This is a genomic window from Bradyrhizobium sp. Leo170 (assembly GCF_004296405.1).
GTDB lineage: Bacteria > Pseudomonadota > Alphaproteobacteria > Rhizobiales > Xanthobacteraceae > Bradyrhizobium.
The window spans coordinates 22,815-29,869 of record NZ_PSRR01000075.1 but is presented as its reverse complement, the minus strand read 5'-3'; the positions used below and the strand labels follow the sequence as shown (position 1 = coordinate 29,869).

The 7,055-nt window shown below is 63.1% G+C and carries 6 protein-coding genes; 4 read left to right on the top strand and 2 right to left on the bottom strand.

From position 1 onward, the window contains the following. Nucleotides 1-332: 332 nt before the first annotated feature. Nucleotides 333-632 (bottom strand): HU family DNA-binding protein, encoded by a 300-nt coding sequence (locus CWO89_RS15525; protein WP_027579467.1) that lies wholly within the window; start codon nt 630-632, stop codon nt 333-335. Nucleotides 633-1,058: 426 nt separating this feature from the next. Between CWO89_RS15525 and CWO89_RS15520 the strand changes: the two genes are divergently transcribed. From CWO89_RS15520 to CWO89_RS15505, 4 genes are read left to right on the top strand one after another with little or no spacing between them, the layout of a single operon-like run. After that, nucleotides 1,059-2,675 carry an ABC transporter substrate-binding protein gene (locus CWO89_RS15520; protein ID WP_130579665.1) on the top strand — a complete coding sequence of 539 codons (1,617 nt, stop codon included), beginning with the start codon at nt 1,059-1,061 and terminating at the stop codon, nt 2,673-2,675. A 24-nt stretch (nt 2,676-2,699) separates the two neighbouring features. After that, complete coding sequence (locus CWO89_RS15515; protein ID WP_130579664.1) at nt 2,700-3,677, top strand: ABC transporter permease; 978 nt, start codon at nt 2,700-2,702, stop codon at nt 3,675-3,677. Between the two features lies 1 nt (nt 3,678). Further along, nucleotides 3,679-4,509, top strand: coding sequence for an ABC transporter permease (locus tag CWO89_RS15510; protein WP_130579663.1), 831 nt, complete (start codon nt 3,679-3,681; stop codon nt 4,507-4,509). After that, complete coding sequence (locus CWO89_RS15505) at nt 4,506-6,134, top strand: ABC transporter ATP-binding protein (RefSeq protein ID WP_130579662.1); 1,629 nt, start codon at nt 4,506-4,508, stop codon at nt 6,132-6,134. Before CWO89_RS15510 ends, CWO89_RS15505 begins: the two co-directional genes overlap by 4 nt. Here CWO89_RS15505 and CWO89_RS15500 read toward each other — a convergent pair. Further along, complete coding sequence (locus CWO89_RS15500; protein WP_130579661.1) at nt 6,131-6,718, bottom strand: phasin family protein; 588 nt, start codon at nt 6,716-6,718, stop codon at nt 6,131-6,133. The two genes, CWO89_RS15505 and CWO89_RS15500, sit on opposite strands and share 4 nt — an antisense overlap. Between the last annotated feature and the right edge of the window lie 337 nt (nt 6,719-7,055).

Sequence of the window (7,055 nt, the reverse complement as noted above, 5' to 3'; positions counted from 1 at the left end):
TGCGCTGCAAGCGCAAACCGGGTGGGGATTCTCTCTCCACGAACGCCAGCGCCCGTGGCTGACCCCCACCCCGCCCTCCCCTTGCAGAGGGAGGGAGTCGACGGTCCCGAGCCAATAGAGGAGACGTGCGGTGCCCGGTCCTCTTCATCTCGCGCTCATCGTCGCCGGCCACCTGGCCTGCATGGCCTTGCTCGTGGGGCTTTCGCTTTGATGGCTTGTTCCCACGAGCGCTGATTGCCGCGCCCCGCGTTGCGGAGGATAGAGGGTCAGGCCTCACGCGAACCGGGCGCGCTTCATAGCAAAAAGGCCCCCGCTTCCGGAGGCCTTTTGCCTTAGACCGCGTCCTTGGCGGCCTTGACCGGGCGAGCCCGGACGACCTTGCGGGCCGGCTTGGCCTTGAACACCGTCTCTTCGCCGGTGAAGGGGTTGGTGCCCTTGCGCGCCTTGGTCGCGGGCTTCTTGATCACCACGAACTTCGCGAAGCCGGGGACGAGGAACACGCCGTTCTTCTTCAGCTCCTTATGACCGACATCCGTGAGGGTATCCATCACGTTCTTGACGTCGCGCTTGGAGAGTTCGGTGGTGGTCGCGATCTTCTCGATCAGTTGCGACTTCGACAATTGGGTAGCCATGGTTGCTCCATTGATTCTGGAAACGGCACGTTATGGCGGAAACTGGCTAAAAAAACAGGGTTTTCAGCATTCTTCACAGCTATATCGCCGCTGATACACCGGAATCCTGCGTTTTTCCCGGGTTTTTTCGCTGGTCGAGGCCCTCCGTCGCCTCAAACAGCCCTTTCAGCGGGCCATCCGACATCCCGCCGCCCCCTATTTTTCCGCTGCAGATTCGCACTCAGTGATTCGCGGTCCCTGCCGAAGCCTGCCTCATTGAGCCGCAGCCGATAGCGCCCGCCCGGTGTGGGGTCAGGAGAATGATCGTTCAGATTGCGCGGCAATTAAGAAAATGACCTGGGGTTCCCCTCCCCGCATAACATCGGCTAAAGACGGCCTGCGGCCCCCATGCCGTGCGCTGCCCGACGCTACTCCTGGAGACCTTGTATGGATTTCACCCGCCTCGAGATCAACCGCCGCACCGCGCTTCTGACGTCGGCCGCCATCGCCGCCAACGTCATCAACCCGATGCGGGCATTTGCGCAGGAGACCCCGCGCAAGGGCGGCGTATTCAACGTCCATTACGGCGCCGAGCAGCGCCAGCTCAATCCCAGCCTGCAGGCCTCGACCGGCGTCTACATCATCGGCGGCAAGATCCAGGAGAACCTGGTCGACCTCGACGCCGACGGCAAGCCGGTCGGCGTGCTCGCCGAGAGCTGGGAAGCCACCCCCGACGGCAAGACCGTCACCTTCAAACTGCGCAAGGGCATCACCTGGCACGACGGCAAGCCGTTCACCTCCGACGACGTCGCGTTCACCGCGATGAACATGTGGAAGAAGATCCTGAACTACGGCTCGACGCTGCAACTGTTCCTCACCGCCGTCGACACGCCCGATCCGCAGACCGCGATCTTCCGCTACGAGCGGCCGATGCCGCTCAATCTGCTGCTGCGCGCCCTGCCCGACCTCGGCTACGTCTCCGCCAAGCACCTCTACGAGAATGGCGACATCCGCCAGAATCCGACCAACCTGGCGCCGGTCGGCACCGGCCCGTTCAAGTTCGTCAAATATGAGCGCGGGCAATACATCATCGCCGACCGCAACCCGGACTACTGGCGGCCGAACGCGCCCTATCTCGACCGCATCGTCTGGAAGGTGATCACCGACCGCGCCGCCGCTGCGGCGCAGATGGAAGCCGGCGAGTTGCACTACAGCCCGTTCTCGGGACTCACGATCTCGGACATGGCGCGGCTCGGCAAGGACAAGCGCTTCATCGTCTCCACCAAGGGCAACGAAGGCAACGCCCGCACCAATACGATCGAGTTCAACTTCCGCCGCAAGGAACTTTCCGACATCCGCGTCCGCCGCGCCATCGCCCACGCGATCAACGTGCCGTTCTTCATCGAGAACTTCCTCGGCGATTTCGCCAAGCTCGGCACCGGCCCGATCCCCTCGACCTCCACCGACTTCTATCCCGGCCCGGATACACCGCAATATCCCTACGACAAGGCCAAGGCGATCGCGCTGCTCAATGAGGCCGGCTTCAAGCCGGGCGCCGGAGGCACGCGCTTCTCGCTCCGGCTGCTGCCTGCGCCGTGGGGCGAGGACATCTCGCTGTGGTCGACCTTCGTCCAGCAGTCGCTGCAGGAAATCGGCATCCCCGTGGAGATCGTGCGCAATGACGGCGGCGGGTTCTTGAAGCAGGTCTATGACGACCACGCCTTCGACCTTGCCACCGGCTGGCACCAATACCGCAACGATCCCGCGGTCTCGACCACGGTCTGGTATCGTTCCGGCCAGCCCAAAGGCGCGCCCTGGACCAATCAATGGGACTGGGAAAACAAGACGGTCGACAAGACCATCGACGATGCGGCCACCGAGGTCGATCCGGTCAAGCGCAAGGCGCTCTATGCCGAGTTCGTCAAGGAAGTGAACACGGAACTGCCGGTCTGGATGCCGATCGAGCAGATCTTCGTCACCGTCATCACCGCAAAAGCCCGCAACCACTCCAACACGCCCCGCTGGGGCTCGTCGAGCTGGCACGATCTTTGGCTTTCCGCGTGATCCTTAATACGTCAAGATGAGAGCATGCGCATCTTGAGCCTTGCGGGGCGGCGGCTCGCCGCCTCGATCCCGACCCTATTCCTGATTTTGATCGGCGTGTTTCTGCTGCTGCAGATGGCGCCCGGCGACACCGTGGACGCGCTGATGGCGCAAATGGGCGGCGGTGACGCCGCGACCGCGCGCGAGCTGCGACAGTTCTACGGGCTTGACCTGTCAGTGCCGATGCAGCTCGCCAACTATCTCTGGCGGCTGGTGCGGCTCGATCTCGGATTCTCGTCGATCTACGGCAAGCCGGTCGCCTCCGTAATCCTGGAGCGGCTGCCGCCGACGATCCTGTTGATGACGGCGTCGCTGTCGTTCGCGTTCTTCTTCGGCCTCGTGTTCGGCGTGATCGCTGCGCGCGGCGTCAACCGCTGGCCGGATACGCTGATCTCGACGCTCGGATTGATCTTCTATGCGACGCCCTCCTTCTGGTTCGGCCTGATGGCGATCGTGGTATTCTCGGTCTATCTGCAATGGCTGCCGTCGGGCGGTTTCGAGGATATCGGCACCATCCAGACCGGCATCTGGCGCGTGCTCGATATCGCAAGACACCTCGTGCTGCCGACCTTCACCCTCGGGCTGATCTTCCTCGCCATTTACTTGCGCATCATGCGCGCCTCGATGCTGGAGGTGCTTAACCTCGATTTCGTCCGCACCGCCCGCGCCAAGGGCCTGGACGAGACCCATGTTGTGACGCGGCATGTGCTGCGCAATGCGCTGCTGCCGATGGTGACGCTGATCGGGCTACAGGCCGGAACCATGCTCGGCGGCTCAGTGGTGGTCGAAAGCGTGTTCTCGCTGCCTGGGCTTGGGCGGTTGGCTTACGAGTCCGTGGTGCAGCGCGACCTCAACACGCTGCTCGGCATCGTCTTTGTCTCGGCCCTGCTCGTGATCGTCGTCAACTTCGTGACCGACCTCCTCTATGCGCGGCTTGATCCGCGGATTTCGGCGGATAGCTGACATGGACGCGCTGAAACGCTATTTCCGCAGCCCTGCCGCGGTGATCGGCCTGATCCTGCTGCTCGTCGTGATCGTGATGGCGATCAGCGCCGGATTCCTCTATCCGCGCGATCCGCTGTCGCTCGCGGGGCGCCCGCTGATCTGGCCGTTCTCCAATCCACGTTTCCTGCTGGGCACCGACAATTCCGGGCGCGATATCGCCGCGCAGATCTTCTACGGCGCGCGGATATCGCTTCTGATCGGCGGCGTCGCGACCGCGATCGCGATCCTGATCGGGATCCTGGTCGGCGCCTTTGCCGGCTACTATGGCGGCTGGGTCGACAATGTCCTGATGCGGATCACGGAGGCATTCCAGACCCTGCCGAATTTCGTGCTGCTGCTGGTGCTGGTCGCGGTGTTCGGCTCGACACTGACGACCGTTACCATCGCGGTCGGCGTCGTATCCTGGCCGGCGCCAGCGCGATTGACCCGCGCCGAGTTCCTCTCATTGCGCAACCGCGAATTCGTGCAGGCCGGCAAGACGCTGGGCATGCGCGACAACAAGATCATGCTCGGCGAGATCCTGCCCAACGCCCTGCCCCCGGTCATCGTCTATGCCAGCGTGGTGATGGCGGTCGCGATTCTCCTGGAGAGCGCACTCGCCTTCCTGCGGCTGTCCGATCCCAATGTTGCCTCCTGGGGCAATTTGATCGGGCTCGGCCGCGACGTATTGCGCGTGCAGTGGTACGTCTCGGCGATCCCCGGCATCGCCATTCTCATCACCGTGCTCGCGGTATCGCTGGTCGGCCAGGGGCTCAACGACGCACTCAATCCGAGGCTGAAGAGCCGATGAGCGAGACCATCCTTTCGCTCGAGACGTTAAGCGTGCGCCTGCCCGAGGGCGCCGACCGGCCCCATGCGCTGTCGAGCGTTTCTCTGTCGATCGCCTCGAACGAGATCCTCTGCGTGGTCGGCGAATCCGGCTCCGGAAAGTCGATGATGGCGAACGCCATTATGCGGCTGTTGCCGAACGAGGTTAAAATCGAGAATGGCCGGATGCTGTTCGAGAGCCGCGATCTCTGCGCCGCGGATACGGCCGAGATGCGCGAGGTGCGCGGCGCGGGCATCGCCATGATCTTCCAGGAGCCGATGACCGCGCTCAATCCGCTGCGCACCATCGGCGACCAGATCGGCGAGATGTTCTCGATCCACACGGAACTATCGAAAGCGGAGATCAACGCGCGCGTGCTGGCGCTGCTCGGCGACGTCCGCATTCCCGATCCCAAACTGGCCGCAAAGGCCTATCCGCATGAGCTCTCCGGCGGCCAGCGCCAACGCGCCATGATCGCGATGGCGCTCGCGCTCGATCCAAAACTCCTGATCGCGGACGAGCCGACCACCGCACTCGACGTCACCACGCAGGCGCAGATATTGAAGCTGATCCGCGACCTGCAGCAGCGCAAGAAGACGGCGGTGCTGTTCATCACCCACGATTTCGGCGTCGTCGCCGAGATCGCCGATCGCGTCGTGGTGATGCAGCATGGCAGGATCGTCGAGCAAGGCACGGCTCACCAGGTGCTGAGCCACCCGGCGCACCCCTACACCAGGCAGCTCATCGCCGCCGTACCGCCGCTGAAAGCACCGCCGCCACGGGTGCTGTCGAGCGAGAACATCCTGACGATTGCCAACGTCTCAAAGACCTATCGCACCGGCGGCTTCCTCGGACGTGGCGCGCGCGTCACGGCCGCGGTCAAGGAGACCTCTCTCGATCTGCCCAAGGGCGCAACGCTTGGCATCGTCGGCGAATCCGGCTCGGGCAAGTCGACCTTGGCGCGCTGCATCGTACGCCTGATCGATCCCGACTCCGGATCGATCGTGCTCAATGGCAAGGACTGGGCAAAACTGTCGCGCGAGGAAGTCCGCCGCCAGACCCGGCATATCCAGATGGTGTTCCAGGATCCGTTTGCCTCGCTCAACCCGCGCCGCAAGGCCGCCGAGCTGGTGGCGCAAGGCCCCATCGTCCACGGCACGCCGCGCGCGACGGCGATTGCCGAAGCCAGGAAACTGTTCGAGCTTGTCGGGCTTGATCCATCCGCCGGCGACCGCTACCCGCACGAATTCTCCGGCGGCCAACGCCAGCGCATCGGGCTGGCGCGGGCACTGGCGCTAAAGCCCGACGTGCTGGTCGCGGACGAGCCGGTCTCCGCGCTCGACGTCTCCGTGCAGGCGCAGGTGCTGAGGCTGCTGGCCGATCTGCGCCAGCAGCTCGGCCTCTCCATCATCTTCATCACTCACGATCTGCGCGTCGCCGCGCAGATCTGCGATCTCGTCGCCGTCATGAAGGACGGCGCGGTCGTCGAACAGGGATTGGCCGCCGAAGTGTTCGGCAACCCGAAGCATCCCTACACAAAGGCGCTGCTGGATTCGATTCCCGGCGGCGAGTTCGCGCGCGAGCACGAAACAGCGAGTATGCTCTAGGCGGCGCGCCGTTCGATAGTCTGAGCCATGCGCTTTGCGGTATCGTCCGCGGCCTTGAGCGACATGTCGGCCATCCGCCGGCCACATCCCACAGCATTCTCCACGGTTTCTCGCACAAAGTCACTTTGGACGGCGACAACATCCTGAGGAGTTCGGCAGCGCCACAATTCGTTCATGCGGTTCATACTACACTCCATTTGGTGCCGGACGAACGCCAGGTACTCTTGCGACATCCCACTCACCCCTTTGGCAATTGCGGTGGTGGACTGAAGGACGCTGGCGGCGCTGTGAGCCGACCTTTCGGCGGCGCGTTGCGCTTCCTCCGATAGTCCTAGTACACCACCAAGTTGATCGGTGGAGCGACCCATGAGCGCCGTCGTCATGTCCAGGCCGAACCGCAGGGCGCTCTGTACCGTCTCGGCGTTTTGCCGCAGCAGATCGGCGCTGGCCCGAGCCATCTCTTGACTGGCCTCAGCCGTGGTTTCTCCGATCCGTCTGGTCTGCTCAGCAGTTCTCTCGCTTACGCGCCGAACTGCATCTTCGGCGGCTTGAGTAGACTTATCCTCTTGGCGTGGATTTGCCATCTTTGTTGCCTCCTCGTTATTGATTGTAGTTGAATGATTGTAGTCGGGATTCCTGTGCAACTGGCTCGCTGAATAGAGGTGGAATCCTTCGCAACCAAACGCGGTGACTCTAGAACCGTTCCGGTATTTCTTCAGCTTTCGAGATGCTCAGGCGCTGACTCCAAACTCTGATTTTCCGGCCCGGAACCCGGGGCAGCCAGTCGCACATCAAGCCGGGCGATTGCGGTCTGTTAGGCCGAGGTTTGGAACAGCTTGCGGCGAGCTGCTTGTGTCTTCGAGTGAACCCTGCGGGACATTGAACCACATCCGAGTTAAGTCAGGAATGCTCTCTTAACGG

Bases quoted from the DNA above. Each gene is read 5' to 3' on its own strand.
- CWO89_RS15520 (WP_130579665.1), top strand. From the start codon at position 1,059: ATGGATTTCACCCGCCTCGAGATCAACCGCCGCACCGCGCTTCTGACG.
- CWO89_RS15500 (WP_130579661.1), bottom strand. From the start codon at position 6,718: ATGGCAAATCCACGCCAAGAGGATAAGTCTACTCAAGCCGCCGAAGAT.
- CWO89_RS15515 (WP_130579664.1), top strand. From the start codon at position 2,700: ATGCGCATCTTGAGCCTTGCGGGGCGGCGGCTCGCCGCCTCGATCCCG.
- CWO89_RS15525 (WP_027579467.1), bottom strand. From the start codon at position 632: ATGGCTACCCAATTGTCGAAGTCGCAACTGATCGAGAAGATCGCGACC.
- CWO89_RS15505 (WP_130579662.1), top strand. From the start codon at position 4,506: ATGAGCGAGACCATCCTTTCGCTCGAGACGTTAAGCGTGCGCCTGCCC.
- CWO89_RS15510 (WP_130579663.1), top strand. From the start codon at position 3,679: ATGGACGCGCTGAAACGCTATTTCCGCAGCCCTGCCGCGGTGATCGGC.